This window comes from Deinococcus rhizophilus, assembly GCF_030271215.1.
Taxonomy (GTDB): domain Bacteria; phylum Deinococcota; class Deinococci; order Deinococcales; family Deinococcaceae; genus Deinococcus; species Deinococcus rhizophilus.
In genome coordinates, this window is record NZ_JASNGB010000008.1 from 1 (window position 1) to 25,649 (window position 25,649).

Sequence of the window (25,649 nt, forward strand, 5' to 3'; positions counted from 1 at the left end):
GGTCGGCTGGCCGGGCCGCTCCCCCCGGTCACGGCGAGAACGGTCGCGGTCCCGGCGAAAGCGGGACTCGTTCTCGCGCTCGGGGCGGCGGTCCTCGGCCCTGCCCCTGTCCTCCTCGCGTGCGGCGGGGGCCGGGGCGGGGACCTCGCCGCGCAGCAGCGCGAGGACGGTCTCGGTGTCCTGCAGGCCCGGCGTGAGCACCACGCCGCCGTCCACACTGCGGGTCGCGGCCAGCACGCCGCCGGGGGTCCAGGGGGTGTCGGGGGCGCTGTCGGGGGGCAGCAGCAGCGCGGTGGGGCCGAAGGGCAGGGCGCCGCCTCCCAGCCGCTCGGCCAGGGACACCACCGTGCGGGCCACCCGCGCCAGCCGCAGCGGCAGGGTCGCCACGTCCCGCAGCGCGAGGGCGACGGCCGTATCCGAGGGGGCGGGCGCGGCCGGGGTGGGCGCTTCGCCCTGTCCGAACAGCAGCGCGAGGTCGGTGTCCCCGAAGCCGGTCAGGGTCGCGGCATTCCGGTAGACCACGTGGGCCGCGCCCTGGGCGAACCAGCCGCCGCCGGGGGCCAGGGTCGCGTCCACGATCACCGGCACGCCTACCCCCTCGGCGCGGCGCAGCAGCCGCTCGTCGGGTTCGGCCAGCCACACGGCCCGCGCCCCGGTCCAGTCGGCGTCCAGGGTCGCGGCCGCCAGTCCGAAGTTCGCCAGCGCCGCCCGGCTGACGCCCAGGCGCTCGTCCACCCGCACGGTGCCGGGTCCCAGCAGCGCCCCGAGTTGCCGGGCCAGTGCTGCCTCGCCCGCCAGGGTCAGGCCCCACCCGGCACCTTCCAGATCGGCCAGTGCTCCGGCCAGCCGCGCGTGGGGATCGCCGCGCTCGGCGTGCAGGGCCACCAGCCGGGCGTCGGGGCGAGCGGGGGAAGAGGGGAAGTCAGCAGTCATGCTGCCCATTGTGCCGCACCGCGCCGCGTGCGCGGCCCCCGGATGGAGGGGAGGCCAAGGCCGGGGCCGCGCGGGGACAGGTGGGCAGCTCTAGCGCATTGGACAGACTGACGGCCCCCGGGGAACGGCGCCCCAGGTGCCTCCCTTCTGCCCAATGTTCCTGTCCCATTCGCTCGCTCTGCTCGGCCAACGCATGCGGAAACCCACCGCCTTCTTATGGCAAATGCTCTAGCGCCCGAAGCGCCGGTCCCGCCCCTGAAAATCGCGCAGCGCCCGCAGGAAGTCCACCCGGCGGAAGCCCGGCCAGTACACGTCGCAGAAGTAGAACTCCGAATACACGCTCTGCCACAGCATGAACCCGCTGAGGCGAATCTCGCCGCTGGTGCGGATGATGAAGTCGGGGTCGGGCGTGCCCGCCGTGTACAGGTGGGCGCTGATGTGGTCGGGTTCCAGTTCCGCGATCACGTCCTGCAACCCGGCACCCTCGGCGGCCCGGCGCGAGAGGTGGCACTTGATCGCGTCCACGATCTCCTCGCGGCCCCCGTAGCCCACGGCGATGTTCAGGCTCATGCCGTCGTACCCGGCGGTCTTTTCCTCCAGCTCGCGCAGGGCGTCGAGCACATGGGGCGGGAACGCGCTGTGCTGCCCGATGGCCCGCACCCGCACCCGGTTGGCGTGGATGCGCGGGTCGGTGGCGAGGTTCCGCGCCTCGCGCTCCAGCAGGCCCAGGATGTGCGCGAGTTCGCCGGGGTCGCGGCTGGTGTTGTCGGTGGACAGCACCCAGATGGTCGCCGCCGGAATGCCCAGTTCCAGGCACCACTGCAAGACCTCGTGCGCCTTGTCCGCCCCGAAGGAATGCCCCAGTTCGCGCTGCATCCCGGCGGCGCGGGCGTAGCGGCGGTTGCCGTCCAGAATCAGCCCCAGGTGCCGGGGCAGCTTGCCGTGTGCCCGGACCTCGCGCGCGAGCCGCTGCTCGTAGCCCCACAGCAGCGCCCCCCGCCCCGCGTCCCGGACCTTCTGGGCGGTGCGCAGCGCGGTGTGGAGGGCAGGGCGGCTCATGTCGGGCGTCAGTCTAGCGTCTGGGCTGCGGGGGCGGGGTCCCTCCAAAGGGGGAGGTCAACCCAGGGCAAACAGCGACTCCGCCCGCCGCCGATGCAGCCTCAGCGCCTTGTGGTCCAGCCGCGAGAGGGCCTCGGCTGCCACCGGGACCGGGGCCGGGCCGCCCGCCGCCGCGTACACGGTCAGCCGCACCCGGCGGTGGGTCATGGTGTGGGTGACCTCGCCCAGCTCGCCCATGACCACGGCCCCCAGGCGGGCGCTCAACCGGGCGAGGGCATCAGCCTCTGCCTCGCCTGCCCGCACCTCCTCGGTGGGCAGGCCCATCAAACCGCCCAGCAGTGAGCCCCCGCGCCGCTCCAGCACGGCCCGTTCCGGGTCCCCGATCAGCAGCGCCACCGCCCGCACCTCGCGCACCGCCGCCCGCACCTTGGGAGCCGGGAAACCCGCCGGATCGCCCGAGGCCCGCGCCACGCACCACGCCGCGACCGGACATTCGGGGCACTTCGGCGCCTTCGGGATGCAGACGGTCGCGCCGAGGTCCATCACCGCCTCGTTCCAGGCGCCGGGGCGGGCAGGGTCCAGTAACCCGTCGGCGCGGGCCTGTACCCAGGGCTCTGTGGGCTGCCGCTCGCCCCACAGCCGCGCGAGGACCCGCCGCACGTTGCCGTCGTTCACCGCCCGCGCCTCCCCGTGCGCGAGGCTGCTGATCGCCGCCGCCGTGTACGGCCCCACCCCCGGCAGCGCCCGCCAGCCCGCGTAGTCCTGCGGCCAGCCCTCCCGCGCCACCGTCCCCGCCGCCCGGTGCAGGTTGCGGGCCCGGGCGTAGTACCCGCAGCCCTCCCAGGCTTTCAGCACCGCCTCCACGGGCGCGGCGGCCAGGGCTTCTACCGTGGGAAAGGCAGTCAGAAACCGCTCGAAATACACCCGGCCCCGCACCACCTGCGTCTGCTGAAGCAGCACCTCCGACACCCACACCCGGTAGGGATCGCGCCTGCCCTCCGGCCCGGCCCGCCACGGCAGGTCGCGGCCCCGTGCGTCGAACCACGTCAGGAGCGCTCGGCGCAGGGCGGGGAAGTCGGCGGAGGCGGGCGTCACCGGGGGAGGATAGCGGCGGGTTCACGGCAAGACCGCAGCGGGGGTGCCTGTTGCCGTCCTATCCTGGGACCAGGTGACCCCGCTGACGCTTCCTCTCCTCGCCCTGCTCTTGCTGGGGCTGGGTGGGCTGGCCCGGCGTGAGGCGCGGCGGGACGAGGCGTGGCGGCCCCTCGCGGCCGTGCTGCTGGCGCTGGGTGGTCTGACGCTCGCGGTGGCCCTGCTCTGGCTAATGCTGGCGGCGTGGTACATCTACGCCACCCCACACTAGGCATTTCCAGTGAACAGAGAAGCGGACGCCCCCGCAGGAACGTCCGCTTCTTCTGTGTTTTTTTCTGGCGACTGGCCGCTGGCGACTCCCTACTGCAAACTCTTCACGTAGGTATGAATCGCCGCGATGCGCTCCGGGGTGGCCTCCTCCCCGTTCAGGCCCGTCTCGGCGAAGCGGGGCATGACCGGGGCCAGAACGCGGCCTCCGGGGGCCTCGCCGTGCAGCACGGAGGCGGCGAAGTCGGGTCCCGACCACGCGGCGCTCTGGGCCAGACCGGGACCGACCCCGCCCTGGGCCTGCGCCCCGTGGCAGCCCCCGCAACTGCTGGCGTAGAGGGCCTGCCCGTTGACGGTGGTGTCGCCCGCCGCCGCCGTGACGATGGCGCCCCCACCCGTCTCGTGCGCCATGCCCACCCCGGCGCGGTAGGACCCGAAGCCGATGGCAACGGCCAGAACCGTGAACACCACGGCCGAGGTGATTTCCCGGCGGCTGAATCCGTCGCCCGACATCAGTAGAGCCTCCATCCGGGAACGAGTTGCATGTTGGCGAACATCCGCGCCAGCACCGGGCCGTACATCAGCAGCACCAGCACCAGCGCGACCAGCCACAGCGCCATCAGCGGTTCGGTGGCCCGGACCAGCTTGCCCGCCGTCGCCAGGTTCTCCCCGGCCGGGCTGATCGCCTCCGAGTAGGGGATGGGCGTGGCCGTCTCGCCGTTGTCCACCCGCCCCGAGAGCAGCATCCGGAACAGCACGTAGAAATATAGGATGGCGCTGACCAGCAGGATCACGCCGCTGATCGCGGTCAGCAGGGTGGGCAGGGCGATGGGCAGGTTATTGAAAGCCTCCACGCCCGCCGCGCTGACCTGCGAGCGCCGGGGCACCCCGTACAGCCCCTGCCAGTGCATCCCCAGCGCAAAGACCATCATGCCGATAAACCAGGTCCACACCGACCACGAGGCCAGGCGCATGGAGGGCAGCCGTTTGCCGGTCAGGTGCGGAATCAGCCACAGGGCGATGCCCATAAAGGTCAGCGTGGTCGCCGTGCCCACCGTGATGTGAAAGTGCCCCGGAATCCAGGCGGTGTTGTGCACCACGCCCGAGAAGGTCGAGCTGGCGTTCACGATGCCGCCCGCGCCGCCCGCGATAAAGGAGATCATCGCCAGGACCTGGGCGCTGAAAATCGCGTTGCCCCAGGGCAGCTTGAGGGTCCAGCCGAACAGGCCCCGGCCGCCACGGGCGCGGGCGGCGTCTTCCAGCGAGGCCCCCACGCTGAAGGCGGTCAGCAGGCTGGGCACCGCGATCAGGAAGGTCAGGAACATGTGGATGTTCTTCCAGAGGTTGGAGATGTTGGGGTCGGCGTACTGGTGGTGAATCCCGACCGGCACGCTGTTGAGCAAGAAGACCACGAACACCAGCCGGGTCAGCGGCTCGGACACGGTGCGCCCGCCCGCGTGCCGGGGCAAGAAGGCGTACCACGAGATGTAGGCGGGCAGCACCCAGAAGTACACGATGGCGTGCCCGGTCCACCAGAACAGCGTCTTGGAAATCAGCGGGTCCACGCCGCCCACCAGCCCCAGCGACCAGGGAATCAGCAGGGCCACGACTTCCACGACGATGCCCAGCGAGGCGACCGCCCACATCATCCAGGTTGCCACACTCATAAAGGCGACCAGCGGCGTGACCCGGCCGGGGTTCTCGCGCTTCCAGCGCAGCCACGTATTCACAACCTGCCCGACGACCAGCAGGCTGGAGCCCACCATGATCGCCGCGCCGATATAGAACAGGGCGTCGCCCTGCATGGGCGGGTAGAAGGTGTACAGCAGCGTGGCGCCGCCCGTGAGCAGAGGCACGGCGGCCATCAGCAGGCCCAGGGTCATCAGGGCGTAGGTGAACCACGCAAAGCGCATGTTGATGCGCATCCCGAGGTCGCGCACCGGGAGGTAGAGCATCCAGCCCGAGATGAAGAACTGCGTGAACACCAGCGCGTTCAGCACCCCGTGCAGCGAGAGGCCCTGGTAGTACGACCCCAGCAGCGCCTTGACGATGGGAATGTCGTAGACGTTGACGCCGCCGTAGTTCAGCGCCTGCAGCGGGCCGATCAGCACCCCGATAAAGAGGGCCAGAAAGGCGGTCACGATGTAGTACTGGGTGACCTTTTTCAGGGAAGCGAGGTAGGCCGCGTCGCTGACGGCCGGGACCTCGCGGATGGGGTAAATGAGTGGCGTGGCCGGGCGTGGAGAGATCGTCACAGGGTTACTCCATTGGGGGTCAAGGCTGGGTTCCGTCCTGGGGTCCGGCCTGCGTCTCCGGGGCCTCCACCACGACGGTGTTGATCATGTTGTGGTGGCCGGTGCCGCAGTACTCGTTGCAGATCAGGCTGAGGGTGCCGGGGCGCCGGAAGGTCGTGGTAAAGCTCGCCACCTGCCCGGGAATCGCCGTCGCGTTGATGTTGGTGCCCTCGACCTGATAGCCGTGCATCACGTCGGCCGAGGTGATGTGGATGGTCACCGGGCGCCCGGCGGGAACCCGCATGGCGGCAGGCTGGAACGCGAACGCCCGGGCGACCACAAAGGCTTCCAGCGTGCCGTCGGCGTTCTCGCGCAGGCCCGGCTCGGCGAAGGGCGTGGCGGCGAGGTTGCGCGGATCGAGGCGGCCGTTGTCCACCCCGGTGATGTGGTGGCCGCCGCCGCCCGTGCCCTCGATCACGGTGTAGGTGCCGCTGAGGAAACTGGCGATGGCCGAGACAAAGAGCAGCACCGACAACACGACGGCGATGCCGAACCAGACATTCTCGTAGCGCTCCAGGGTGTGGTGCTCCAGCCGGGGCGCGGGCGCATCGGGGGGGGCCATCTCAGCCCCGTCCCTGCTGAATGCCCAGGACCAGCATCCATAACCAGATCAGGGTGAGCATCAGCACGGCGATCACCATCAGCGTGCCGATGGGAACCACGCCGGGGCGGGAATGGGGGTCGTGGGCCGCGTCCTGGGCCCGTGGGGGCTGGTGGGGTCTGACAGGGGGTTTGGTCATGCAGGCTGCTCCTGGGAGTGGGGGGGGGTCGGGGCGTTCCCGGCGTAGTCGCGCAGCAGGTCGGTCACCGTGACCATGCCGACCACCTCGCCGCGCTCTCCCACCACCGGCATCCCGCCGATGCGCCGCTCCAGCAGGGTGCGGGCCACGTCGCGGGCGTCGGCGCCGGGGGAGGTGGTGATCACGCTGCGGCGCATCACGTCGGAGACGCGAATCCCGGCGAGCTGCGTGGTTGCCTCCCACATGCTCAGGGTGGTCACCCGGCCGGGCATGGTCTCGCGCAGGTCGCGGTCGGTCACGATGCCGACCAGCGCCCCGCCGTCCACCACGGGCAGGCGGCGAATCCCGTGCTGGCGAAGAAGGTGGGCCGCGTCCGGAACACTCAGGTCCGGCGCGGCGCAGACGGGGGGATGGGCCATCAGTTCCGAAACAAGCAAGGCAACACCTCCTTGCGTGGAGGGTGCCGGGAAGGCATTACGGGGTCATTACCGCCCAGGCAGCGGCGCCCGGTCGCGGGGGGCGTGGGCGGGGGGCGGGGTCAGTTCAGGCCCGGTGCAGGCCCAGTTCAGGCCCAGTTCAGGCCCAGTTCAGGCCCAGTGCAGGCCCAGTGCAGGCCCAGTGCAGGCCCAGTGCAGGCTCAGTGCGGGTTCTCATCAATGGCGCGGACAGCTTCATGGCTCGGTGGGGCATTCCCGCACTGGGACGGCATTGCCGTCCACCCCCCTTCTCCGGCAAGGGGAGAGAGGCTTGTCGCGTCCTGCACGGTATGTTCCAGAACAGCTTCAGGAGCTTCGTTCGGAGCAGGCAGGACTGTCCGGAGGACCGATCAGTGCACGTCAGGACCGCGCAGCGCACTCAGCAGCGGAGCGCGGCGCTGCTGCTCGGCCTCCTCGGCCTCGCGGCACAGCAGTTCCCCGGCCTTGAGGCGCTCGGCCAGCAGCACCGTGTCGGGCATGGGCGTGTCGCCCACCTCGTCGCGCAGGAAGCGGCGGTAGCGGCGGTAATGCTCGACCGCCTCGAACTTCCCCCGCGTCTGGGCCAGGCAGGTCATCAGCCGCTGGTGATGGTCTTCCCCGATATAGGGATCGGACCCCACCGCCTGCCCCAGCGCCTGCACGGCGAGCGGGCACTCGCGGCGCAGGCAGTGCAGCGTCGAGAGCGCCACGTAGGCCCGCACCCGCAGGGAGCGCCAGTACAGCCGCGCTTCCTCGACCCAGTCGGCGCGAATCTGCGGCAGGTACTCGCCGTCCACGCACGCCAGCGCCCGGCGCAGCGCCTCCTCGCGTTCCGCATCGTCCCTGGCCTGGGCGGCGGCTTCCATCCCGCCCTGCAAGATCGCCGTGTCACTCGCGGCCACCAGTTCGGGATGCAGCAGGTAGCGCCCGCGCACCTCGGCCACCGCGTCGGGGCGGCCCAGGGTGGTCCGCAGGCGGTGCAGCGCCACCCGGAAGCGGTTGGCCGCTGCCGGAGTGTCGTCCACCCCCCACAGGTCGGCCAGCAGGTCGGCGCGGTAGGCCCCGTCCGGATGGGCGTGCAGGTACCACAGCAGTTCCTCGGCGCTGCGGGCGGGCCAGACCAGCGGCTGTCCATTCACGGTGACCAGCGCGTCACCGAGCGTGCGCAGGTGCAGGGCGGGGGGGGCAGAACGTGGGCTCGTCATCACTCGTGACTCCCTTCACGAACAGGATGCGCTCCGGGAACAGGTCAGGTGTCCCCTCGGGGTCATAGAGCGAACAGGTCCCGGGGGCAACACCGCGACTGTATCACCCCGCCCAATGTGAAGACACCCGGCTTGGCCCGCCGCGCCTGCCCCGCGCAGCATGGCCCCATGACCTTTCACGCGACCCGACCGGAGTTCCCCGACCTGTTTCCCCCCGGCGCCGGGCTGACCCGGCTGGCAGGCGGCTTCACCTGGGCCGAGGGACCAACCTACCTGCCCCGCCGCGCCGCCGTGGTCTTCAGCGACGTGCGCCAGAACCGCACCTGGCGCTGGACCGACGCCGGAAAGCTGGAGGAGGAACTGCACCCCAGCGACCACCAGAACGGGCATTGCCTGGACGCGGCGGGCCGGTTGGTCGCCTGCTCGCACGGGAGGCGGGCGCTGCTGCGGCAGGAGGAAGGCGGCGAGTGGTCCGTCCTGGCCGACCAGTTCGGGGGCCGCAAGCTGAGCAGCCCCAACGACGTGGCCCTGCACCCGGACGGCAGCCTGTGGTTCACCGACCCCACCTACGGGATCGACAAGCCGGAAGAAGGTTACGGCGGCGAGCGCGAGCAGCCCGGCAACTTCGTCTACCGCCTCGCGCCCGGCGGCACGCTCACCGCGCCCATCCGCGACCGCCGGATGCCCAACGGCCTGGCCTTCCTGACGCCGGGGCTGCTGCTGCTGGCCGACACCGGCAAGAACGACGGCCACATCCATGCCTACCGGGTGACCCCGGACGGCGAGGCGACCTATGACCGCGTCTGGGCCACTGTGCGCCCCGGCAAGACCGACGGGTTGCGGGTGGACGAGGCCGGACGCGTATGGAGCAGCGCCGGGGACGGCGTGCATGTGCTGTCGCCCCAGGGGGAAGAACTCGGCCGGATCGCCGTGCCCGAGACGGTCGCCAACCTGTGCTTCGGGGGGCCGGAGGGGACGGACCTGTACATCACGGCGAGCACGGGGCTGTACCACGTGGCGACGCGGGTGCGGGGCCTGGGCTGACACGGCCTTTCAACGTGGGAGGGACGGGGCATCTCGCTCCGTCCCTCCGTGCTCGTGCTTCCCGGCTCGCCTCAGCGCAACCGGGCCTTGTCGTGCAGCTTCCTGGCGATCTCCATGATCTCGCCCATGTCCCACTCGGGCGAGAAGGCCCCTGAGTCGTGGCCGCCGTCCACGTTCTTGCCGCCCTCGATGGAGGTGTACTCGTCCACGAAGACCTCCGAGCCGTCCTCGGGGTGGGTGCCCTGCCAGATGGTGCCCAGCTGGGTGAAGTCGGTGTCGCTGAAGCGGTAGAGCTTGCGGTGGATGCCCTGGTCGATGATCCGCTTGGATTCGGGAATCAGCGCCGTGGGGATGTTGGGCATGGGCAGCATCTTTTCCATGTTCACGCCTGTCAGCGACTCCAGCGCCTTGGCGTAGGCGATCTGGTGCACGCCGCCGCGCACGAGCAGGTAACCGACCAGCGCCTTGGCGGTGGGGTCGTCCACCATCTCGTAGACGCGCAGCTTGTTGTGCCGCGCCGCGCCCTCCAGAAAGAAATTGTGGGTCAGGTCCAGCATCAGGTTTCCGCTGGAGTACACGTAGTCGCCCGTCCACGCCTTGCCGTGCGAGTCGGCGATCATGGCCCCCGGCCCCGCCGCGATGAAGTGCTTGGAATAGCGCACGTCCTGGGCAAAGGAGAAGGGGTGGGTGGTGGGGTCCACCGGGGCCTCCTGATCCTTCACGTCCGGCCCGGCGAGCAGGCTGTTGATGGTCGCGGCGACCAGCTCGACGTGCCCCAGTTCCTCGGCGGCGATGTTGGCGATCAGCTCGTAGTAGGGCCGCAGCGTGTCCTTGCCCCGGAAGTTGAACGACTGGGTCATGTAGTTCATCAGGGTGGACATCTCGCCGAAGCGCCCGCCCATCAGTTCCTGCACGGCGGCGGCGCCGTTGGGGTTGGCTTCCTTGGGCAGCGGGAGATCGAACTGCAGCTTGTCGATACGTAGGAACATGGAGAACGCCTCCTGGGGCACTGGGACGTGGAGCGGGGAAAGGCGGGCGGACCGTCCCATCTGACCGGGCGGCCCCGGCCGCAGGCGTGACCCACCCCACCGTATGAAGGCCGCCACAAGGGGAGCGGCCCTTCGCGGGCCTGACCCGGCAGGCTGCGGCAACCCGCCTTAACCCGTCTATCAGCGGCACGGCCCTGGCATGGGGGTAGGGTGCCGCCGACGACAGGAGGTGCACTATGGGCATGTTGGACGGCAAGGTGGCCCTGATCACGGGCGCGGCGAGCGGCATCGGGGCGGGCACGGCGCGGCGGTTCGCGCAGGAGGGCGCCCGCGTGATTCTGGCCGACGTGCAGGACGGGGAGGGCCAGCAGGTTCTGGACGAGATCACCGGCGGGGGCGGGCAGGCCCTCTACGTCCACTGCGACGTGTCCGACGCCGATTCGGTACGGGAGGCGGTCGAGACCGGGGTGCGCGAGTTCGGTCGGCTCGACATCGTGTTCGCCAACGCGGGGATCAACGGGGTGTGGGCACCCATCGACGAGCTTCAGCCAGAGGAATGGGACCAGACCATCGCCATCAACCTGCGGGGCACCTACCTCACGGTTCACTTCGCAGTGCCGCATCTCAAGCGGGCGGGCGGCGGCAGCATCATCGTGACGAGCAGCGTGAACGGCAACCGCACCTTCTCCAGCCCCGGCGCGAGCGCGTACAGCACCTCCAAGGCGGGGCAGGTCGCCTTTACCAGGATGATCGCGCTGGAACTCGGCCGCGACGGAATCCGCTGCAACGCGGTGTGCCCGGGCCTGATCCACACCAACATCGAGGAGCGCACCGAACACCGGGACACCGAGAAGCTGGGCATCGAGGTCGAGCTGCCCGAGGGCAGCCCCGCGCTGAACGAGGGAGAGGGCGAACCGGTGGACGTGGCCGATACCTGCCTGTTCCTCGCGTCGGACCTCAGCCGCCACGTCTCGGGCGTCGAGATCTACGTGGACGGCGGGGCGTCGCTGCTGCGCTGATCGGGGGCACGGGGCCGGGAGCTGGGGCGGTGGTCTGCGGCTCCCGGTTGCTTGCCGCCTATTCCCCGGCCGTGACCACCGCCTGTACCCGGCCCACCTGCCCGGAGGTCAGCCGCACCTTGATGCCGTGCGGGTGGGTGGACGAGTTGGTCAGCAGGGCTGCGACCACCCCGCGCGTGAGCTTTCCGCTGGGCTGGTCCTGCTTCTGCACGATGTCCACGGTGAGGCCGGGGCGAATCTGGGAACGGGTGGGGGGCATGGGGGGAGGATAGGGGAGGCAGGAACTACAGACCCAGCACCAACCGCAGCCCGGCGTCTATCTCCTGCATGGCCGTGACGCTGAGTTCGGAAACCCGTTCGGTGAGTTCGGCCTTGTTGAGCGTCACCAGTGCCGAGACGTTCACCACGCTGTCCTTCTGAAGCCGGGTACGGTGCGCTTCCAGAAGGACATTTCCCGGCGCGTCTGCCAGGGCGAGGTTGCTGGTCAGGACGGCAGCGATCACTGTGGCGATGCGGCTGCGGTTGAAGCTGTCGGCCTGTATCACCAGCACCGGGCGAATAAGAGCCGGGCGGCTGCCCACAGGTTCCCCGAGGTCGGCCCACCAGAGTTCGCCCCGCGAGATCACCATTCGTTGGCCTCGAAGGTCCGGCGGGCAGTCTCGCGCCTCACGGCGTCATCCTGCCCACCGCCTGACCCGTAGATGCGGTCAAGTGCTGCCGTCACGTCCTCGCCGCTGTGCCGGGCCAGATACTCACGTAGGGCGGCCCGGTACAGCTCACTGCGGGTGAGACGGAGCTTCTGCGCGAGCGCCTCGGCCTGGGCGAAGGTCTGGTCGTCGAGGGAGATGGCGGTTTTCACAGGGGTAGTATAACTTAGTTATACCCCCGGCCTGTCTGGTATGTAGGAGGTGCTGATGGTGACTGATCAGCCACTTAACAGGCGACTTAGCCAGCGCAGCCGCTCACCTTCCTGCAACTCCGCCCAGGTCAACTCGGTGCCTTGCGCGAAATCGAAGTCGTCATTGCGGCGTTCGTAGACGCGCACGCCTTCCGCTGCGGCAGTCAGGATGACGGATGCCCCCAGCCGCAGGCCATAGGATTTGGCCTGTAGGAAGGCGTCGCGCCAGGCCCGTTCGCCGCCCACCCGGTATTTCACCTCCACCAGTGCCCGCACCCGCTGCTCAGGGGCCTTACCCGTCAGGCCGATAGCGTAGTCCGGGTAGACCCGCTCTCCACGCCCCATCCGCACTGGCAACTGCCGTAACCAGTCCTGCGCTTCCAGTCCCGCACGGTGCAGAAGCGGCTCAACCAGCTTGACCTCCACGTCGCGCTCGCTGGCGAGGGCGGCCAAGTTAATGGCCTCAGCCTCCGGGAAGCTGGGGACGCCTTCAGGCAAGGGACCTCGGGCGGCCATCAGGTCGAGAAAACGGTGGTATTCGGCGCGGCTCAGCGCCTTACCGCTCGCCCCCTGTAAGTTGGCCTTGACGTAGCGGTTCTGACCCAGCACGGAATCAGCGGCGATGTCCCGGAAGTGCAGGGCAGGCAGGCGCAGAGGCTGACCAATCTGCACCGTGTGTTTGTAGTGAAAAAAGGGGTCCTCGTAGGCGTCCACAACCACACGCCACAGCGAATGGGTCGCGCTGACGGGACTCCGGACATACATGATGCAGACGTCGCCCCGTCGCATGTCCAGATTGCCCTGCCAGTTGGCCTGCTCCACAGCCGCCTGTTCCTCCATCCAGTCCAGGTCACCGTTGTCCACCCCGCCGATCAGGAGCCAGGCTTGCCGGGGATGGGGGAGGTCGTCATTTAGGTCATCGGTGACGTAGTTGGGCGCAAAGTCATAGAGGAAGGCCAGGAGTCCCGGCGGCGTGAGGTCGTAAGTCTGCCGAAACTCCTGCAAGGCCGCGCAAACCTGGCCGTAGTACAGCCACCGTTCCAGGCGATTTTGCTTGGGGGGCACGGGTGGCAGGGCGATTCCGAACTCCTCGGCGATCCGACTGAGCAGGTAGTACCGCCCCACGAAGCCGTAGGGCACGAAAACATCGGGGTGCGCCAGATAGAGGCCGAGGCTGAGGAGCGGAAGATCAGCAAAGGCATGATCCAGTTCCAGAACGTCCCCCGGTTCCTCGGACAGCCGTACGGTGCCGGAGTTGACCAGCGAGAGCAGCAGTTGCCGGGCTTCCTCGGCTGTGCCGCAGGGGAGACCTCTGGCCGCGTCCCTGACCGCCCCGATGTACTTCACGTCATCTGCGTGCAAGGTGACGTTTTCCCACGCCACCTCCTCGCCTTCCTCAGTCTCCAGGTGGGCCACGATCCAGTTACCCACACCCAGAAACGGTTCTAAAAGATCAGCGCGTTCTGCAAAATCGCTGAGGTCCTTGAAATAGTCCAGGGCGAGTTGACCGCCGTAAGTCTGGACGTACAGCTCGAAGGTGTAGAGATTGAGCTTGCCGGACATAAGCCCTCCTGGCCAATGGCGTAAGAAAAACTGCCCTGTGAGATAGGTCAGTCTAACGGCGACGTTGTCTGGGGGGTCACACCTCCAGCGCCAGCTTGTCCACATCATTCAGCAGCGGTGTCCCCGCTGGATAGTCCCCGGTAAAGCACGCCCCGCACAGGCCGGAGCCGCCGATGGCCTCCCGCAACCCGCGCTCGCTGATAAAGGCGAGGGTATCCGCGCCGATCAGCGCCCGGATTTCCTCGACGCTGTGGGTGCTGGCGACAAGTTCCTTGCGGGCGGCGGTGTCGATGCCGTAGAAGCACGGGTGCGTGATGGGCGGGCTGGACACCCGGAAATGAACCTCGGTGGCCCCCGCCTCGCGCAGCAGGTTCACGATCTGGCGGCTGGTGGTGCCGCGCACGATGGAGTCGTCCACCAGGATGACCCGGCGGCCCCGCACCGCGCTGGTGGGCGAGAGCTTCATCTTGACCTTCAGCTCCCGCGCCTCCTGGGTGGGGGCGATGAAGGTGCGGCCCGCGTAGGGGTTCTTGTACAGGCCGTAGTCGAAGAGGATGCCGCTCTCGCGGGCGTACCCGATGGCCGCGCCGATGCCGGAGTCGGGGACGGGCACCACGATATCGGCCTCAATCGGGTATTCACGGGCGAGCTGGGCGCCCATGCGGAGGCGGCTCTCGTGGATATCCACCCCGTCGAGTTCGCCGTCGCTGCGGGCGAAGTAGATCCACTCGAAGGAGCAGGGGGTGGGGCGCTTGGGCTCGACCATCAGCGAGTGCAGGCCGTCCCGGTCGATCCAGACCAGTTCGCCGGGCTGCACGTCGCGGATGAGTCTGGCGCCCACCGCGTACAGCGCGCATGGCTCGGAGGCCAGCGCCCACGCCCCGTCCTCGCGCTGGCCGATCACCAGGGGCCGGACCCCGTGGGGGTCGCGGAAGCCCAGCAGTTGCGTCCGGCTCATCAGCACGCAGGCGTAGCCGCCCTTGAGTTCCTTCATCGCGCTGGCGGTCGCGGCGATCAGGTCCATATGCGACTCGCGGGCGATCAGGTTGAGCATGACCTCGGAGTCGTTGGTGGTCTGGAACAGCGCCCCTTCCATCAGCATCCCGCCCCGGACCTCGCGGGCGTTCACGAAGTTGCCGTTGTGCGCGAGGCCCAGGATGCCCTTGTTCGTGCGGGTGGTCAGCGGCTGGGCGTTGAAGCGCAGGTTCGAGCCGGTGGTCGAGTAGCGCACGTGGCCGATGCTCACGCGGGCGTTGGGCAGACGCAGGCCGTCGAGCCGCCGCTCGTCGAAGACCTGCGTGACCAGTCCCAGGTCCTTGTCCACATGGAACTTGTCCCCGTCGCTGACGCACATGCCCGCCGCCTCCTGCCCCCGGTGTTGCAGGGCAAAGAGGCCCAGGTAGGTCAGCCACGCGAGGTCGTTGGGCTGCGGCGAGTACAGCCCGAAGACGCCGCACTCGTCCTGCGGCTTGTCGGTGGCCGGGTCGAAGATCATCCCAGGATCTCCCGCAGCGGCGTCTCAAAGGCGTGCTTCAGCGTGTCGAGGGTCACGCTCAACTGTACGTTCGCCCCGCTCAGCGCAATGGTGACCCGGTCACTGCCGGGCAGGCTCTCGCCCAGCGCCGTGAAGGGCACGCCCAGGCCCTCCAGCACGTCCTGCGCGGCCTGTTCGTGGCCGACCGGCACCGCCACGATCACGCGGCTGTGCGCCTCTCCGAACAGCAGGGCGTCGGGGCGCACACTCTCCGGCGCGGTCAGCGTGACCGTCAGGCCCTGCCCGCCCGCGATCGCCATCTCCGCAAGGGCCACCGCCAGCCCACCCTCCGAGGCGTCGTGGGCGGTCGTCGTCAGGCCCGCGCGGATCAGGGCGAGCGTGCCCGCGATGACCTTCGCCTCCAGCTCCAGGTCCAGCCCCGGCACCCGCCCCGCCTCCAGCCCATGCACCGTTTCGAGGTACTGCGAGGCGCCGATGGTGGTCGCGTGCTCGCCCAGCAGGTAGAGGGTGTGCGGCCCGGCCTTGAGGTCCAGCGTCGCCCGCACGGTCACGTCGGGGAGCACGCCCACCATGCCGATAGTGGGCGTGGGGTGGATGGCGACCTTGTGGCTCTGTCCGTCTTCCCTGGCCTCGGTGTACTGGTTGTAGAGGCTGACGTTGCCGCCCGTCACCGGGGTGTTCAGCGCCCGGCAGGCGTCCGCGATGCCCTGGACTGCCTGCCCAAGCTGGTAGTACACGCCCGGCTCGTGTGGGTTGCCGAAGTTGAGGTTGTCCGTGATCGCCAGCGGGGTGGCCCCCACGCAAGCGAGGTTGCGGGCGGCTTCCGCGACGGCGGCGGCGGCCCCGGTGTAGGGGTCCAGATACACGAAGCGGGGGTTGCAGTCCGAGGTCGCGGCCACGCCCATGCCGCTGCCCTTCACCCGCATGACGGCGGCGTCGGCGGCGCCCGGCACGACCACCGTGTTCGTCATGACCTGATGGTCGTACCGTTCGAAGATGGGCCGCTTGGAGGCGATGGTGGGGTGCGAGAGCAGGTCCACCAGCACCGCGCCGAGGTCGCCGGGCACGGGCACGCCGCTGAGGTCGCGCTCGCGCCTCGCCCGGATTTCGTCGAGTTCCACGCCCTCGCGGGTGTACCTGGGCGCCTCGTTCAGCAGGGCGACGGGCAGGTCGCACACCACCTCGCCCCTCCAGGTCAGGCGGTAGCGGTCGTGCGCCTCCACCTCGCCAATCGTCACCACGTCGAGTTCCCACTTGGCGAGGAGGTCCAGCAATTCCTGCTCGCGCCCCGGCACCGGCACCAGAATCATGCGCTCCTGCGACTCGGACAGGCACAGTTCCATCGGGACCATGCCCGACTCGCGGGTGGGCACGAGGTCGAGGTTCATGGTGATGCCCAGCCCCGCGCGGTAGGCCATCTCGCACGTCGAACTGACCAGCCCGGCGGCGCCCATGTCCTGCACGCCCGCGACCAGCCCGGACTCGATGGCCTCCAGCGTGGCCTCCAGCAGCAGCTTTTCCATGAAGGGGTCGCCCACCTGCACGGCGGGGCGGTCGGCCTGCGAGGCGTCGCTGAGGTCGGCGGAGGCGAACACCGCGCCGCCCAGCCCGTCACGCCCGGTCTTGGACCCCACATAGACAATCTGGTTGCCGACCTCGCCCATCGTCCCCTTCGCCAGGTCCTCGTGGCGCAGCAGGCCCAGGGCCATCACGTTCACCAGCGGGTTCTCCTGATAGCTGGGGTGAAAGGTCACCTCGCCGCCCACGGTGGGCACCCCGATCGCGTTGCCGTAATGGCTGATGCCCTCCACCACGCCGTTGAGCAGAAAGCGGGTGCGGGGCGAGTCGGGATTCCCGAAGCGCAGCGAGTCCAGCACCGCGAAAGGCCGCGCGCCCATCGCGAAGATGTCGCGCAGGATGCCGCCCACACCCGTCGCGGCGCCCTGCACGGGTTCGACGGCGGAGGGGTGGTTGTGGCTCTCCATCTTGAAGGCCACGCCCCACCCCTCCCCGATGTCCACCACGCCCGCGTTCTCGCCGGGACCCTGGAGGACCTGCGGCCCGGTCGTGGGAAAGGCGGAAAAGAGGGGCCGCGAGTTCTTGTAGCCGCAGTGTTCGGACCACATCGCGCCCACGATGGCGGCTTCCAGCGCGTTGGGCTCGCGCCCGATGCCGGACACGAGGAGGTCGTATTCCTCGGCAGTCAGGCCGAAGGTGGCGGCCCGGGAACGGAGGGAGGAAGTCGTCGTCATGTCGTCACCTTTGCGGCCCGCAGGCTCTCGAACATCCCCCGCCCGTCCTCGCCGCCCAGCAGCAGCTCCACCGCCCGCTCGGGGTGGGGCATCATGCCCAGCACGTTCCCGCGCTCGTTGACGATTCCGGCGATGTCGTTCAGCGAGCCGTTAGGGTTGTCCACATAACGGAAGACGACGCGTCCCTCGGTTTCCAGCCGCGCCACCGTTTCCGGATCGGCGTAGTAGTTGCCCTCGCCGTGCGCGATGGGGATTTCGATGGTCTGGCCCGGCTCATACGCTCCCGTAAAGGCCGTGTGCGCATTCTCCACCCGCAGGTGAACCGGAGCGCAGTGGAAGTGCAGGTCGCGGTTGCGCGACAGGGCTCCCGGCAGCAGCCCCGCCTCCGTGAGGACCTGAAAGCCGTTGCACACGCCCAGCACATAGCCGCCGCGCTCGGCGTGAGCCTTGACCGCCGCCATGATCGGGCTGCGGGCCGCGATCGCCCCGGAGCGCAGGTGGTCGCCGTAGGAGAAGCCGCCGGGCAGGAACACCAGCTCGGTGCCCTCGGGCAGCCCAGCCTCGGTGTGCCACACGAACCGCGCGTCCGGGTCCAGGGTCAGGCGGGCGGCGTGCAGGGCGTCGGCGTCGCAGTTGGAGCCGGGGAACTGGATGACGGCGGTCCTCACAGGCGCTCCAGGTCGGTCACAGTGCGCTCGCCGCCCGCCGTGCCGGTGTTCACGGTCGAGGCGGGTTCCAGCAGCATCACCCACGTCTCGTCGCCCTCGGCAGCGGGGCAGTGCTCCACGCCGCGCGGCACGATCAGGAACTCGCCCTCCCGCACCAGCACGTCGCCGTCTCGGAAGCCCATCCGCATCGTCCCGCGTACGACGAGGAACAGCTCGTCCTCGTGCTCGTGGGCGTGCCAGAGGAACTCGCCCCGGAACCTGGCGAGCTTGACCTGCTGGCCGTTCAGCTCCCCGACGATCCTGGGACTCCACGCCTCGGTAAAGCGGCCGAACTTCTCCTCCAGATTCACCGTCTCGGGGTGGGTCATGCGCCCACCGGATCAGGCTCGGCCAGTTCCCAGCGGGCGTCCTCCATCACGGGGTTGCTCAGCACGTCCCGCGTGATGGCGGCGAGCTGGGCCTCGACCTCGGGACGCTCGCCCGTGACCGTCAGCTCGATCAGCTTGCCCACCCGCACGCCCGAGACGTTGGTGTGGTCCAGATGCGACAGCGCCCGCTCGACGGTGCGCCCCTGCGGATCGAGGATGGAGGGCTTGAGGGTCACGAACACTTTGGCGTGGTAGGTGGGCATGCAACACACTCCGTGGAAAAGGGGGCGAGGATCAGCCGTGGGCGGGGGCAGTTACGCGGTGCAGCATCTCGGCGTAGGCATCCTCGACGCCGCCGAGGTCGCGGCGGAAGCGGTCCTTGTCGAGCTTCTCTCCGGTCGCCGCGTCCCAGAAGCGGCAGGTGTCGGGGCTGATCTCGTCGGCCAGCACGACCTGACCGTCGTGGGTGCGGCCGAATTCCAGCTTGAAGTCGATCAGGCGAATGCCGCGAGCGGTGAAATAAGGCGTGAGGAAATCGCGGACCTTCAGCGCCAGCTCGCGGAGGCGCGTCAGCTCCTCCTCGGTCGCCCAGCCCAGCGCCACCGCCGTGTCGGTGTTGATCAGGGGGTCACCCAGCGCGTCACTCTTGTAGCAGTATTCGACGACCGGGCGGGCCAACTCTGTCCCCTCCTCCAGCCCCAGCCGCTTGCAAAAGCTCCCGGCAGCCACGTTGCGCACGATCACCTCGACGGGGATGATCTCCACCGCCCGCACCCGCTGCTCGCGCTCCGAGAGCCGCTCCAGAAAGTGTGTTGGAATCCCGGCCCCTTCCAGCAGGGGGTAGAGGTGCGCCGTGATCGCGTTGTTGATCTCGCCCTTGCCCGCGACCTGGGCCTTTTTCACCCCGTTGAAGGCGGTCGCGTCGTCCTTGTACTCCACGACGTACTCGTGGGGGTTGGCGGTGGCGTAGACCCGCTTGGCCTTGCCCTCGTAACGCTGCTCAAGCTTCATGTGGGGCCTCCATCGCCGCCTCTCGGGCGGGCTTACCACGCTGGGGGGCGTGGGGCGTCTCGCGGGACGCGGGTGGAAGAGAGAGGGAGAGGGAACGCAGCCGGGGGGCTGCCGTGCTCCACCTTAACACCGTGTTAAGCCGCGCGGGTCAGGCGTCCCAGCCGCTCGGACACGGCACAATGCCCCCCATGAACCGCACCGAAGCCACCCTGATCGCGACCGGGCTCAAGTTCGCCATCGTCAGCACGCGCTGGAACCATTTTCTGGTGGACCGGCTGGTGGAGGGGGCGCAGACGGCCTTCGTGCAGCACGGCGGCGACAGCGCCGACCTCGACCACTACCTGGTGCCCGGCTCCTTCGAGGTGCCGCTGGTCGCCCGGCGGCTGGCCGAGAGCGGGCGCTACGACGCGGTGGTGTGCCTGGGGGCGGTGATCCGGGGGGCGACCGACCACTACGATTTCGTGGCGGGCGCGGCCACGAACGGCATCCTGAACTCGATGCTGCACACGGGCGTGCCCATCGCCTTCGGGGTGCTGACCACCGACACCACCGAGCAGGCGATCGAGCGCTCCGGAACGAAGGCCGGCAACAAGGGCGGCGAGGCCGTCCTCGCCATGATCGAGACCGTCAACCTGCTGCGCCAGATTCCCGAGCGGGCCTGATTCCGGGCGGCGGGGGAGTGGCCCGCACGAAGCGTTCCCGCCCAGCTAGGTCGGGCAGCACCTCGGCCTCCCAGCCCGCAGCCCGCAACTCCCCGGCCAGCGTGGGGGCATTGCGCGGGTCGAGTTCCAGCAGCAAGGCGCCGCCTGCAGTCAGGGCCGCTTGCGCTTCCGCCGCCAGAGGCCGCGCCACGTCCAGCCCGTCCGGTCCCGCGTAGAGGGCGAGGTCGGGATCAAACCTGACCTCGGGGTCGGCTCCGGCGCGGTCCCCGTCGGGGAGGTAGGGCGGGTTGCTCACGATCAGGTCGAAGGGACCGGGCAACCCCGCGAGCAGGCTGCCCTCCACGAAGGCCACGTCCAACCCGTTGAGCACGGCATTCTCGCGGGCCAGCGTCAGCGCCTGTGGGCTGAGGTCGGTCGCGGTGACGTGTGCGTCTGGCCGGGCCGCCTTCAGCCCCAGCGCGAGGGCACCCGTCCCCGTGCCCACGTCCAGCACGCGGGGAGCCGCCAGGGGGCGCAGCGCCTCCAGCGCGAGGTGCAGCAACCACTCGGTTTCCGGCCTCGGCACCAGCGCCCGCCCGTCGGTCCGCAGCCGCACGCCACCCCACTCCACCTCACCCAGCAGGTGCTGGAGGGGCACCCGCGCGATTCGGCGTTCCAGCAGCGCCCGCAGCCGCGCGGCGCCCTCGTCCGGCACCGCCTCCCCCGCGCGGGTCAGCAGCGCGGCTCCGGTCAGCCCCAGCGCGTGCGTGACCAGGGCGCGGGCGTCCGCCTCCGGGGAGGGGACGCCCGCCTCGCGCAGCCGCTCGCGGGCCCCGGTCAGCAGAGTGTGAAGGGTCGGCACGCGGACGGCCCCCGCCTCATTCCCCGTAGCTTCTCGGCTTGATGATCAGGCGCCGCGCCGGGCCCTCGCCCACCGACTCGGTGGTCACGTCGGGATGTTCCTTGAGGGCGATGTGCAGCACCCGGCGGTCGGCGGCGGGCATGGGCTGGAGTTCGTGGGGTTCGCCGCTCTTGGCGACCTGCACGGCGAGGCGCTCGGCGAGTTTGGCCAGCGTGTCGGCCTGCCGCTTGCGGAAGCCCCCCACGTCCACCCGCACCCGCAGGTCGGTGCGGCCCGCCTGCTTGGCGAGCACCGTGTAGGCCAGCACCTCGATGGCCCCCAGCGTGCGCCCGTCGCGGCCCGCGAGCCGCCCGGCGCTCTCGCCGGTGATCTCGGCCTCCAGGGCGCCCTCGCCCTCGCGCACCGTGACCGCGAGGTCGGGGTCGACGCGGGCGGTGAGGCCACCCAGAAAGCGCTCCAGCACCGCGCGGGGGTCCTCGTCGGTGGGCTCGGGCGCGGGGACGGGACCAGCGGTCACCTCCGGCGCGGGCGGGGGCGCCTCCGTCTCGTCCGCGCCCGCGATGCCCAGCCCGGCGAGGTAGTCGTCGAGGTTCGTGCGGTTGTCCATGAGAGCAGTGTACAGAGCAGGGGGCAGAAGCCGCCGCCTCTGCCCCCTGCCCATCTGCCGCGTTCAGCCTTCCGCGTTCTTCTCCACGAGGTAGGCCCGCTCGATCACGTCGGGCGTGCCGGGCATACCGGGCTGGATGCGGGTGAGGCGGTCAAGGACGTCGAGCCCCTCCACCACGCGCCCAAAGACCGTGTGCCGCCCGTCGAGGTGCGGGGTCGGCCCGAAGGTGATGAAAAACTGCGAGCCGTTGGTGCCCTGGCCCATGCGCGTGCCCGCGTTCGCCATGCTCAGCACGCCCTTGGCGTCGTGGCGCTGGGTGTTGATCTCGTCGTCGAAGGTGTAGCCGGGGCCGCCCGTGCCCGTGCCCGTGGGGTCCCCGCCCTGCGCCATGAAGCCGTCGATCACGCGGTGAAACTTGATCCCGTCGTAGTAGTGGTGCCGGATCAGGTACGCGAAGGAGTTCACGGTGACGGGCGCGTCGTCCGCGAACAGGTCGATCACGAGGCGGCCCTTGCTCGTCTCCATGACGGCGCGGTAGCTCTTGCCCGGCTCGATGCCGTCTCCGAGTTCGGGCAGCTGGGAGAAGCTGGTCTTGCGCTCGTCGCTCAGGTAGGGCGTGGCCTGGAACCCGTCGGCGGTGTAGTCGCTCATGGGGGGCATTGTAACGGGTTGCCCGTCGCCCGCCCCCAGTCGCCAGGAAGGGCCAGCCCCACCGCGAGGCTCTTCACTCCACCACCCACTCCCCCCCGCGCATCAGCGGCTCGCGGTCCCCACCCTGCGTCACGCCGTCCACGTCGGTCCCGGCGGTGCCGATCATCCAGTCCACGTGGATCAGGCTGTCGTTGCCGCCCGCCGCGAGCAGGGCCTCGGGGTTCTCGCCGTGCTGCACGTTGGTGGGGTAGCAGCGCCCCAGGGCGATGTGCGAGGCCGCGTTCTCGTCGAAGAGGGTGTTCAGGAAGAGGGTGCCCGTCCGCGACACGGGGGCGCTGGCCGGGACCAGGGCGATCTCGCCCAGGCGGGCCGCGCCCTCGTCGGTGTCGATCAGGCCTCGCAGGGTCTCCTCGCCCTTCCCGGCGCTGACCTCCACCGCGCGGCCCCCCTCGAAGCGCACCCGGATGCCCTCGATCAGTTGCCCACGCGCCGAGAGCGGCTTGGAGGCCACCGCCACGCCGTCCACCCGCTCGCGGTGAGGCGCCGTGAAGACCTCGTCGGTGGGGAGGTTGGGCACGCCGCGCACGCCGTTTTTCGCCGTCTCCGCGCCGCCCTGCCAGATGTGGTGTTCCGCCAGCCCCACGGTGAGGTCGGTGCCCAGTTCGGAGCGCAGGTGAATCGCCGCGTACTGCTTCGCGTTCAGGAGGGCGGTCAGGCGCTCCAGCCGCGCGAGGTGCGCGTCCCAGGCAGCCACCGGGTCCGTATGGTCGGCCCGCGTGACCGCGAAGATGTCGTCCCACAGCCGGGCGACGGCCTCGGCCTCGGGCAGCTCCGGGTAGACGCGGGCGGCCCAGGCGGGGGTGCTCATCGCGGCGACGGTCCAGTTGACCTGAAAACCGCCGGTCGCCTCCGAGACGGCCTTCATCGCCTGTGCCAGCAGCTTGGAGCGCCGGGCGATGCGCGAGGGGTCCACGCCCGCGAGCAGCGAGGGGTCCTCGCCCACGATGCCGATCGAGGCGTAGCCGTCCGCGACCATCGCCTCGCGCTGGGCCGCGTGCCAGTCGGGCAGGAAATCCACGGCCTCGTCGCTGCCGTCCTCGAACAGGGCCAGCCCGAGGTGCGCGTCGTTGTAGTTCACGCGCACGTCAAGCGCCCCCGCCCGGTAAGCCGAGCGCGTCACCAGCCGTACCAGGGGCGCGGCCTCGAGGGGTGCCTGCACCAGCAGCTTGCCGCCCGCGGGCAGATTCACGCCCGTCCGCACGAGGAGTTCGGCGTAGCGGGCCAGTTTGTCGTCGAAGGAAAGGGTCATGGGCGTCACTCTACGGCCCCCGGCAGCCTCAGCGTGAGGTCGTCGGCCATCTGGGGCGTGCGCGGCGCGGCTCCTTGCGTGACCCGCCAGTACACGCCCTTTTCGCGCGCGAGCAGGCCCAGCCCGATCAGTTCGCGGCGCAGGGTGAAGAAGTCGGGGTGGTACTCGGCCAGCGCGTCACTCACCTCGCGCTCGCTGTAGGTGCGCCCCGGCTCGAACAGGGCGGCGAGTTCGCGGAGGATCACGTCGCGTTTCTTGCGCTGGGCGGGAATCCGGGTGAGCTTGCCGTCCCGCATGAAGGCCCGCAGCACCCGCGCCCGGTAGGGGTCCTCGGGGGCAGGCGGGGCCGCCTCGCCGCGCACCAGGGCGCTCAGCGTGAGGTCGAGGGCGGGGCGGTTCGCTCCGAACAGGCGGTGGTGGCCGTCGGGCCGCACGGTCATCAGTCCGGCCTCGGTCAGGTGCGAGAGGTGGTGGCTGACCGTGGCGGGCGCGAGGTTCAGCAGCCGGGCCAGCGTCTCGCCGGACAGGGCCTCTTCCCAGGTCAGCCGCAGCAGGGTCACCCGGGCGGGGTGGGACAGGGCGCGGAAGAGGGCGGCCTGATCGTTCGCGGAGGCCCTCACCGGGCCACCTCCCGGGGCCAGGGCCGCTCCCCGTGCGCGACGAGGTGAGACGCGGCGTAGATCTCCAGGGCAGCCCGCAGGGTGTCCAGCCGGGCCTGCGCCCTGGCCTGCCCCCCCCGGTCCCCCTCCGCCCGTGCCAGGCGCACGTCCCGCTCGGCATTCGTGAGCAGGCCGTCCAGAATGCGGCGGTACTGGGTGTTCATATGGGCCTGCGCGTTCATCTGCTCCTGTTCCATTTCGACTCCTCTCGAACCCAATCTAAGACGTTTCGAGACTTATCGAAATAAGACAGATGGCCTAGCGGTTCTGCCTCCGGTACGCTGGTTCATGCGCCGCCGCCTGCCCATTCTGGCTGCCCTGCTGTGGGCGCTCCTGACCTTCGGGCCGCTGCTGGGGGTGCTGATCGCCTCGGTGGTGGCGGGGGCCTTTGGCTGCCGACTGGACGAGGCCGGAAGTTATCCCTGCGTAGTCGCCGGGGTGGACGTGGGGGGCCTGCTGTCCACGCTGTTCGTGATGGGGTGGCTGATGCTGCTGACCCTGCCGCTGGGGGCGGCGCTGGGAGCCGCCGGACTGGTGGTATGGCTCGCGGCCCGCCGCAGGTTGGGCCAGCGCCGCTAGGTCCCCTGCCTCACCACCCCTCGATCTGCCGCCCTGCCTCGAACGCCGCTATTCCCGCCGCCACCGCCAGGTTCAGGCTGCGGCCCCCGCCGGGCTGGGGCAGCTTGAGCGTGGGCAGGCCCTCCCGCAGCCAGGAGGGGAGGCCGCGTGACTCCGGGCCGAACAGCAGGTGGTCACCCCGCTGAAAGCCCGCCCGCGTGTGCAGCGTCTCGGCGTGGGTGGAAAAGGCCCACACCCGCGCCTGTGCGGGCAGGCTGGCCTGATACGCCGTCCAGTTCGCGTGTTCGTGCAGCGTCACGCCCTCCAGATAGTCCATCACCGCGCGGCGAAACTCGCGGTCGTGCAGGTGGAAGCCGAAGGGCCGGATCAGGTGCAGCTCGGCCCCGAGGACAGCGCAGGTGCGGGCCACGTTGCCGACATTCCCGGCCTTTTCCGGCTCGAACAGCACGACGTGGAGGAGGGGGTCACCCACGGGCGGTTCAGTCCCCATCGCGCACCAGCAGCGCGGTCACGCGGACCTGCACGTGGTCCGGGGCCAGCCCCTCGGAGGTCTTGAAGCTCACGCCGACCTCCGTTTCGGGGAGGCCCAGCAGCCCCGCCACCGTGCGGGCGATCTCGGCCCGCAGCGGCCCCAGCTTGGGGCGGTCGAGGGTGACCACCAGGGCCACATTCGCCGGGCGGTACTTCCACTCCCGCACCAGCGCGAGGCTGTCCTGGAGAATTACCCGCGAATCCAGCCCCGCGTGCTCGGCGGCCGTGTCCGGGTAGTAGTGCCCGATATCCCCCAGCGCGAGGCCCGAGAGCAGGGCGTCCGCGACCGCGTGCAGCACGGCGTCCCCGTCCGAGTGGGCCACCGCGCCGCGCGCCGCGTGCGGAATGGGGACGCCGCCCAGCACCAGGAGACGGCCTGCCTCCAGCCGGTGTGCGTCCTCGCCGTAGCCGATGCGGTAGGGAAGGGGAGAGGGGAGGGTCATGGGAGTAGCTTAGGC

Annotated in this window: 32 protein-coding genes and 1 pseudogene; 5 read left to right on the forward strand and 28 right to left on the reverse strand. The window is 70.0% G+C overall.

Annotated features, from left to right (window positions below):
• The 3 genes and pseudogenes from QOL99_RS02065 to mutY all read right to left on the reverse strand — a co-directional run.
• Window positions 1–933: pseudogene (locus tag QOL99_RS02065) on the reverse strand (HRDC domain-containing protein); the annotation flags it as partial.
• A 228-nt stretch (window positions 934–1,161) separates the two neighbouring features.
• On the reverse strand, window positions 1,162–1,992 hold the full coding sequence (locus tag QOL99_RS02070) for an isoprenyl transferase (RefSeq protein ID WP_285520958.1): 831 nt from the start codon (window positions 1,990–1,992) through the stop codon (window positions 1,162–1,164).
• A 57-nt stretch (window positions 1,993–2,049) separates the two neighbouring features.
• Window positions 2,050–3,087, reverse strand: coding sequence for an A/G-specific adenine glycosylase (mutY, locus tag QOL99_RS02075; RefSeq protein ID WP_285520959.1), 1,038 nt, complete (start codon window positions 3,085–3,087; stop codon window positions 2,050–2,052).
• A 73-nt stretch (window positions 3,088–3,160) separates the two neighbouring features.
• Here mutY and QOL99_RS02080 point away from each other — a divergent pair, with 73 nt between their 5' ends.
• A complete protein-coding gene (locus tag QOL99_RS02080) occupies window positions 3,161–3,355 on the forward strand; it encodes a hypothetical protein (RefSeq protein ID WP_285520960.1) in 195 nt (64 codons plus the stop codon).
• A gap of 89 nt (window positions 3,356–3,444) precedes the next feature.
• Here QOL99_RS02080 and QOL99_RS02085 read toward each other — a convergent pair whose 3' ends face one another.
• The 6 genes from QOL99_RS02085 to QOL99_RS02110 all read right to left on the reverse strand — a co-directional run bounded on the left by QOL99_RS02085 (window position 3,445) and on the right by QOL99_RS02110 (window position 8,045).
• A complete protein-coding gene (locus tag QOL99_RS02085; RefSeq protein WP_285520961.1) occupies window positions 3,445–3,864 on the reverse strand; it encodes a c-type cytochrome in 420 nt (139 codons plus the stop codon).
• The gene (locus tag QOL99_RS02090; RefSeq protein WP_285520962.1) at window positions 3,864–5,606 is read right to left on the reverse strand and encodes a b(o/a)3-type cytochrome-c oxidase subunit 1; all 1,743 of its coding nucleotides are present in this window, start codon (window positions 5,604–5,606) and stop codon (window positions 3,864–3,866) included. The genes QOL99_RS02085 and QOL99_RS02090 overlap by 1 nt, the downstream gene beginning before the upstream one ends.
• Before the next feature lie 19 nt (window positions 5,607–5,625).
• Window positions 5,626–6,207, reverse strand: a complete 582-nt coding sequence (locus tag QOL99_RS02095) for a cytochrome c oxidase subunit II (RefSeq protein WP_285520963.1) — start codon at window positions 6,205–6,207, stop codon at window positions 5,626–5,628.
• A gap of 1 nt (window position 6,208) precedes the next feature.
• The gene (locus tag QOL99_RS02100) at window positions 6,209–6,385 is read right to left on the reverse strand and encodes a hypothetical protein (RefSeq protein WP_285520964.1); all 177 of its coding nucleotides are present in this window, start codon (window positions 6,383–6,385) and stop codon (window positions 6,209–6,211) included.
• The gene (locus QOL99_RS02105) at window positions 6,382–6,822 is read right to left on the reverse strand and encodes a CBS domain-containing protein (RefSeq protein ID WP_285520965.1); all 441 of its coding nucleotides are present in this window, start codon (window positions 6,820–6,822) and stop codon (window positions 6,382–6,384) included. The genes QOL99_RS02100 and QOL99_RS02105 overlap by 4 nt, the downstream gene beginning before the upstream one ends.
• A 389-nt stretch (window positions 6,823–7,211) precedes the next feature.
• Window positions 7,212–8,045 (reverse strand): AfsR/SARP family transcriptional regulator, encoded by an 834-nt coding sequence (locus QOL99_RS02110; protein ID WP_285520966.1) that lies wholly within the window; start codon window positions 8,043–8,045, stop codon window positions 7,212–7,214.
• A gap of 168 nt (window positions 8,046–8,213) precedes the next feature.
• Between QOL99_RS02110 and QOL99_RS02115 the strand changes: the two genes are divergently transcribed.
• Entirely contained in the window at window positions 8,214–9,089 is an 876-nt protein-coding gene (locus QOL99_RS02115; protein WP_285520967.1) for an SMP-30/gluconolactonase/LRE family protein, read from the forward strand.
• Between the two features lie 71 nt (window positions 9,090–9,160).
• Here the strand turns inward: QOL99_RS02115 and QOL99_RS02120 are convergent, their stop codons facing one another.
• Window positions 9,161–10,078, reverse strand: a complete 918-nt coding sequence (locus QOL99_RS02120) for a manganese catalase family protein (protein WP_285520968.1) — start codon at window positions 10,076–10,078, stop codon at window positions 9,161–9,163.
• Between the two features lie 242 nt (window positions 10,079–10,320).
• Here QOL99_RS02120 and QOL99_RS02125 point away from each other — a divergent pair, with 242 nt between their 5' ends.
• Window positions 10,321–11,097, forward strand: a complete 777-nt coding sequence (locus tag QOL99_RS02125) for an SDR family oxidoreductase (protein ID WP_285520969.1) — start codon at window positions 10,321–10,323, stop codon at window positions 11,095–11,097.
• Window positions 11,098–11,155: 58 nt separating this feature from the next.
• Here QOL99_RS02125 and QOL99_RS02130 read toward each other — a convergent pair whose 3' ends face one another.
• From QOL99_RS02130 to purC, 10 genes are all read right to left on the reverse strand, one after another.
• Window positions 11,156–11,356, reverse strand: coding sequence for a YwbE family protein (locus tag QOL99_RS02130; protein ID WP_285520970.1), 201 nt, complete (start codon window positions 11,354–11,356; stop codon window positions 11,156–11,158).
• Window positions 11,357–11,381: 25 nt separating this feature from the next.
• The gene (locus QOL99_RS02135) at window positions 11,382–11,726 is read right to left on the reverse strand and encodes a type II toxin-antitoxin system PemK/MazF family toxin (RefSeq protein WP_285520971.1); all 345 of its coding nucleotides are present in this window, start codon (window positions 11,724–11,726) and stop codon (window positions 11,382–11,384) included.
• Window positions 11,720–11,956 carry a ribbon-helix-helix protein, CopG family gene (locus QOL99_RS02140; protein WP_285520972.1) on the reverse strand — a complete coding sequence of 79 codons (237 nt, stop codon included), beginning with the start codon at window positions 11,954–11,956 and terminating at the stop codon, window positions 11,720–11,722. Before QOL99_RS02140 ends, QOL99_RS02135 begins: the two co-directional genes overlap by 7 nt.
• Window positions 11,957–12,022: 66 nt before the next feature.
• Window positions 12,023–13,558 carry a hypothetical protein gene (locus tag QOL99_RS02145; RefSeq protein ID WP_285520973.1) on the reverse strand — a complete coding sequence of 512 codons (1,536 nt, stop codon included), beginning with the start codon at window positions 13,556–13,558 and terminating at the stop codon, window positions 12,023–12,025.
• A gap of 76 nt (window positions 13,559–13,634) precedes the next feature.
• On the reverse strand, window positions 13,635–15,053 hold the full coding sequence (gene purF, locus QOL99_RS02150) for an amidophosphoribosyltransferase (RefSeq protein ID WP_285520974.1): 1,419 nt from the start codon (window positions 15,051–15,053) through the stop codon (window positions 13,635–13,637).
• Window positions 15,050–17,305 (reverse strand): phosphoribosylformylglycinamidine synthase subunit PurL, encoded by a 2,256-nt coding sequence (gene purL / locus QOL99_RS02155; protein ID WP_285520975.1) that lies wholly within the window; start codon window positions 17,303–17,305, stop codon window positions 15,050–15,052. Before purL ends, purF begins: the two co-directional genes overlap by 4 nt.
• Window positions 17,302–17,973 (reverse strand): phosphoribosylformylglycinamidine synthase subunit PurQ, encoded by a 672-nt coding sequence (gene purQ / locus QOL99_RS02160; protein ID WP_285520976.1) that lies wholly within the window; start codon window positions 17,971–17,973, stop codon window positions 17,302–17,304. Before purQ ends, purL begins: the two co-directional genes overlap by 4 nt.
• Window positions 17,970–18,341 carry a cupin domain-containing protein gene (locus tag QOL99_RS02165; protein WP_285520977.1) on the reverse strand — a complete coding sequence of 124 codons (372 nt, stop codon included), beginning with the start codon at window positions 18,339–18,341 and terminating at the stop codon, window positions 17,970–17,972. Before QOL99_RS02165 ends, purQ begins: the two co-directional genes overlap by 4 nt.
• Window positions 18,338–18,604, reverse strand: a complete 267-nt coding sequence (gene purS, locus QOL99_RS02170; RefSeq protein WP_285520978.1) for a phosphoribosylformylglycinamidine synthase subunit PurS — start codon at window positions 18,602–18,604, stop codon at window positions 18,338–18,340. Before purS ends, QOL99_RS02165 begins: the two co-directional genes overlap by 4 nt.
• A 31-nt stretch (window positions 18,605–18,635) precedes the next feature.
• Window positions 18,636–19,352, reverse strand: a complete 717-nt coding sequence (gene purC, locus QOL99_RS02175; RefSeq protein ID WP_285520979.1) for a phosphoribosylaminoimidazolesuccinocarboxamide synthase — start codon at window positions 19,350–19,352, stop codon at window positions 18,636–18,638.
• Between the two features lie 188 nt (window positions 19,353–19,540).
• On the opposite strand from purC, the gene ribH reads away from it, so the two are divergent.
• The gene (gene ribH, locus QOL99_RS02180; protein ID WP_285520980.1) at window positions 19,541–20,014 is read left to right on the forward strand and encodes a 6,7-dimethyl-8-ribityllumazine synthase; all 474 of its coding nucleotides are present in this window, start codon (window positions 19,541–19,543) and stop codon (window positions 20,012–20,014) included.
• Here ribH and prmC read toward each other — a convergent pair.
• The 6 genes from prmC to QOL99_RS02210 form a co-directional block, all read right to left on the reverse strand.
• Window positions 19,980–20,855, reverse strand: a complete 876-nt coding sequence (gene prmC / locus QOL99_RS02185; protein WP_285520981.1) for a peptide chain release factor N(5)-glutamine methyltransferase — start codon at window positions 20,853–20,855, stop codon at window positions 19,980–19,982. The genes ribH and prmC overlap by 35 nt on opposite strands.
• Before the next feature lie 16 nt (window positions 20,856–20,871).
• Window positions 20,872–21,462 carry a Jag family protein gene (locus QOL99_RS02190; protein ID WP_285520982.1) on the reverse strand — a complete coding sequence of 197 codons (591 nt, stop codon included), beginning with the start codon at window positions 21,460–21,462 and terminating at the stop codon, window positions 20,872–20,874.
• A gap of 63 nt (window positions 21,463–21,525) precedes the next feature.
• Window positions 21,526–22,113 (reverse strand): peptidylprolyl isomerase, encoded by a 588-nt coding sequence (locus QOL99_RS02195; protein ID WP_285520983.1) that lies wholly within the window; start codon window positions 22,111–22,113, stop codon window positions 21,526–21,528.
• 73 nt (window positions 22,114–22,186) lie between these two features.
• Window positions 22,187–23,422 (reverse strand): aminopeptidase, encoded by a 1,236-nt coding sequence (locus QOL99_RS02200; RefSeq protein ID WP_285520984.1) that lies wholly within the window; start codon window positions 23,420–23,422, stop codon window positions 22,187–22,189.
• Window positions 23,423–23,427: 5 nt separating this feature from the next.
• Window positions 23,428–24,042 carry a DUF2087 domain-containing protein gene (locus tag QOL99_RS02205; RefSeq protein WP_285520985.1) on the reverse strand — a complete coding sequence of 205 codons (615 nt, stop codon included), beginning with the start codon at window positions 24,040–24,042 and terminating at the stop codon, window positions 23,428–23,430.
• A complete protein-coding gene (locus QOL99_RS02210) occupies window positions 24,039–24,278 on the reverse strand; it encodes a hypothetical protein (protein ID WP_285520986.1) in 240 nt (79 codons plus the stop codon). Before QOL99_RS02210 ends, QOL99_RS02205 begins: the two co-directional genes overlap by 4 nt.
• A 91-nt stretch (window positions 24,279–24,369) precedes the next feature.
• Between QOL99_RS02210 and QOL99_RS02215 the strand changes: the two genes are divergently transcribed.
• Window positions 24,370–24,660, forward strand: a complete 291-nt coding sequence (locus tag QOL99_RS02215; RefSeq protein ID WP_285520987.1) for a hypothetical protein — start codon at window positions 24,370–24,372, stop codon at window positions 24,658–24,660.
• A gap of 10 nt (window positions 24,661–24,670) precedes the next feature.
• Here QOL99_RS02215 and QOL99_RS02220 read toward each other — a convergent pair whose 3' ends face one another.
• On the reverse strand, window positions 24,671–25,150 hold the full coding sequence (locus tag QOL99_RS02220; protein WP_407650134.1) for a tRNA (cytidine(34)-2'-O)-methyltransferase: 480 nt from the start codon (window positions 25,148–25,150) through the stop codon (window positions 24,671–24,673).
• Window positions 25,140–25,634: a 2-C-methyl-D-erythritol 2,4-cyclodiphosphate synthase gene (gene ispF / locus QOL99_RS02225; protein ID WP_285520989.1), complete on the reverse strand. Its 495-nt coding sequence runs from the start codon at window positions 25,632–25,634 to the stop codon at window positions 25,140–25,142. The genes QOL99_RS02220 and ispF overlap by 11 nt, the downstream gene beginning before the upstream one ends.
• Window positions 25,635–25,649 lie beyond the last annotated feature (15 nt).

Bases quoted from the DNA above. Each gene is read 5' to 3' on its own strand.
- purC (WP_285520979.1), bottom strand. From the start codon at position 19,352: ATGAAGCTTGAGCAGCGTTACGAGGGCAAGGCCAAGCGGGTCTACGCC.
- QOL99_RS02070 (WP_285520958.1), bottom strand. From the start codon at position 1,992: ATGAGCCGCCCTGCCCTCCACACCGCGCTGCGCACCGCCCAGAAGGTC.
- QOL99_RS02085 (WP_285520961.1), bottom strand. From the start codon at position 3,864: ATGTCGGGCGACGGATTCAGCCGCCGGGAAATCACCTCGGCCGTGGTG.
- purS (WP_285520978.1), bottom strand. From the start codon at position 18,604: ATGCCCACCTACCACGCCAAAGTGTTCGTGACCCTCAAGCCCTCCATC.
- QOL99_RS02210 (WP_285520986.1), bottom strand. From the start codon at position 24,278: ATGGAACAGGAGCAGATGAACGCGCAGGCCCATATGAACACCCAGTAC.
- QOL99_RS02165 (WP_285520977.1), bottom strand. From the start codon at position 18,341: ATGACCCACCCCGAGACGGTGAATCTGGAGGAGAAGTTCGGCCGCTTT.
- QOL99_RS02145 (WP_285520973.1), bottom strand. From the start codon at position 13,558: ATGTCCGGCAAGCTCAATCTCTACACCTTCGAGCTGTACGTCCAGACT.
- QOL99_RS02220 (WP_407650134.1), bottom strand. From the start codon at position 25,150: ATGGGGACTGAACCGCCCGTGGGTGACCCCCTCCTCCACGTCGTGCTG.
- QOL99_RS02115 (WP_285520967.1), top strand. From the start codon at position 8,214: ATGACCTTTCACGCGACCCGACCGGAGTTCCCCGACCTGTTTCCCCCC.
- ribH (WP_285520980.1), top strand. From the start codon at position 19,541: ATGAACCGCACCGAAGCCACCCTGATCGCGACCGGGCTCAAGTTCGCC.
- purF (WP_285520974.1), bottom strand. From the start codon at position 15,053: ATGATCTTCGACCCGGCCACCGACAAGCCGCAGGACGAGTGCGGCGTC.
- QOL99_RS02135 (WP_285520971.1), bottom strand. From the start codon at position 11,726: ATGGTGATCTCGCGGGGCGAACTCTGGTGGGCCGACCTCGGGGAACCT.
- QOL99_RS02195 (WP_285520983.1), bottom strand. From the start codon at position 22,113: ATGAGCGACTACACCGCCGACGGGTTCCAGGCCACGCCCTACCTGAGC.
- QOL99_RS02100 (WP_285520964.1), bottom strand. From the start codon at position 6,385: ATGACCAAACCCCCTGTCAGACCCCACCAGCCCCCACGGGCCCAGGAC.
- QOL99_RS02130 (WP_285520970.1), bottom strand. From the start codon at position 11,356: ATGCCCCCCACCCGTTCCCAGATTCGCCCCGGCCTCACCGTGGACATC.
- purL (WP_285520975.1), bottom strand. From the start codon at position 17,305: ATGACGACGACTTCCTCCCTCCGTTCCCGGGCCGCCACCTTCGGCCTG.
- ispF (WP_285520989.1), bottom strand. From the start codon at position 25,634: ATGACCCTCCCCTCTCCCCTTCCCTACCGCATCGGCTACGGCGAGGAC.
- QOL99_RS02125 (WP_285520969.1), top strand. From the start codon at position 10,321: ATGTTGGACGGCAAGGTGGCCCTGATCACGGGCGCGGCGAGCGGCATC.
- QOL99_RS02190 (WP_285520982.1), bottom strand. From the start codon at position 21,462: ATGGACAACCGCACGAACCTCGACGACTACCTCGCCGGGCTGGGCATC.
- QOL99_RS02120 (WP_285520968.1), bottom strand. From the start codon at position 10,078: ATGTTCCTACGTATCGACAAGCTGCAGTTCGATCTCCCGCTGCCCAAG.
- QOL99_RS02215 (WP_285520987.1), top strand. From the start codon at position 24,370: ATGCGCCGCCGCCTGCCCATTCTGGCTGCCCTGCTGTGGGCGCTCCTG.
- QOL99_RS02110 (WP_285520966.1), bottom strand. From the start codon at position 8,045: ATGACGAGCCCACGTTCTGCCCCCCCCGCCCTGCACCTGCGCACGCTC.
- QOL99_RS02200 (WP_285520984.1), bottom strand. From the start codon at position 23,422: ATGACCCTTTCCTTCGACGACAAACTGGCCCGCTACGCCGAACTCCTC.
- QOL99_RS02095 (WP_285520963.1), bottom strand. From the start codon at position 6,207: ATGGCCCCCCCCGATGCGCCCGCGCCCCGGCTGGAGCACCACACCCTG.